This window comes from Chryseobacterium salviniae (assembly GCF_035819015.1).
Classification (GTDB): Bacteria; Bacteroidota; Bacteroidia; order Flavobacteriales; family Weeksellaceae; genus Chryseobacterium; species Chryseobacterium salviniae.
This window is the reverse complement of record NZ_JAYLAA010000084.1, coordinates 1-1,511: the sequence shown is the minus strand read 5'-3', so window position 1 is coordinate 1,511 and position 1,511 is coordinate 1. Positions and strand designations below refer to the sequence as shown.

The following is a 1,511-nucleotide window of genomic DNA, read 5'->3' as shown; positions in this document are numbered from 1 at the left end:
TAAACTTATCTGAGCCACGCAGCAATATGAAAAACCATTCAAAAAACTCAAATACATTATCTTAAAATAATTTTTTACTATATTTAAAAGTACCGTTTTAGTAACATTACTTTTGCCTAACCTCGCTTTTTTCTGCTTTTTACCTCATTACCAAAAAATCAAAAAACGATTGTAAAGACTTTACTTACAATCGTTTTCCCTGTTATTAATCTTTGATGTATTTTTACTGGATATTGTATTTTATAAAATGCTTTGAATTTTTCTTTTAGCGATAAAAGCGTCAATGACTGAAAAGATATGATTGCGGTCTTCAGGTTCAAATTTTGAGACCTCCAAAATACGGCTACTTGTATTTTTATCAATCTGCACATCTTCTTTTCCGGTAAGGTAATCCAAAGACACGTCCAAAATATCTGCAATCTTGCGAGCAATATCTATCGAGGGATAAACTTCGTTCCTCTCGTATCTTCCCAACACGTTTTTATGAATCCCCAATTGACTTGCCAAGTCGGTTTGGGAAATCCCTTTTTGTTTTCTAAGTTCTGAAACTATACTTCCGAAATCCATAATAAAGAAACTTTATAGGTTTAAAAAACCTTGTTTACTATTGAAATGTAAATATATGAAAACAAAATCGGTTCTTCAAAACTTAAAAAGCTTGCAAAATAAAACTAAAATGGTATCTTAGCACCGAAATAGTTGTCAAAAAATATTTTAAACTTTTTTATTCTATGGAAATCTCCGCAATCAAAAGCCAGTTATCTATCTCAACGGTTCTGCATTATTACGGTTTAAAACCTGATAAGAACAATACAATGTGCTGTCCGTTCCACGAAGATAAAACGCCATCAATGCAGATCTATTACAAAACGCAGACAGCTTACTGTTTTTCTTCCAACTGCAAAACGCACGGTAAAAGTATGGATGTGATCGATTTTATAATGCACAAAGAAAATTTATCAAAGCACGAAGCGATAAAAAAAGCTGAAGAGATTTTAAATCCAGGTTCCGGAAACCAAGAGATAAGTAAAGAAAAGTTCCTTAATAATATGTTCCAATATTTTAGGAATGCGATAAGCAACAGCAAGCCTGCAAAGGAATATTTGGAAAAGAGAAATCTGGATAATAGCATTTTAGAAATCGGCTACAACTCGGGGCAGTTCCATCATGGGGAAAGAAAAACCGGAGAACTGATAAACAATGCTTTAGAAATAGGATTACTATTAGACAAAGGACTCGTCAACAACAGAACCAAAGAAAAAGCGTATCAGGTTTTTGCCAATAAGTGTATTATTTTTCCTTTAAAAAACAGAGATAATGAAATTGTAAGCATTTACGGAAGAAGCATTTTAGAGCCTAACGATAATAAATTGGCTGCGGGAACATCCCGCCATTTTTATCTGAAGAACCGCTCCGGAATTTATCCGGGATATCCAAAAAAAGACACCAAAAAACTGATATTAACGGAAGCCAKTATCGAGTGTGCAAGTTTAGTTCAGATAAATCCAATT

The 1,511-nt window shown here is 33.2% G+C and carries 2 protein-coding genes; one reads left to right on the top strand and one right to left on the bottom strand.

The window, feature by feature from the left end; translation table 11 throughout:
• Positions 1 to 240: 240 nt before the first annotated feature.
• Positions 241 to 567, bottom strand: a complete 327-nt coding sequence (locus tag SOP96_RS19895) for a helix-turn-helix domain-containing protein (protein WP_268053395.1) — start codon at positions 565 to 567, stop codon at positions 241 to 243.
• Between the two features lie 164 nt (positions 568 to 731).
• Between SOP96_RS19895 and SOP96_RS19890 the strand changes: the two genes are divergently transcribed.
• Positions 732 to 1,511, top strand: a 780-nt coding sequence (locus tag SOP96_RS19890) for a CHC2 zinc finger domain-containing protein (protein ID WP_326322601.1), incomplete at its 3' end; no start/stop codon positions are given.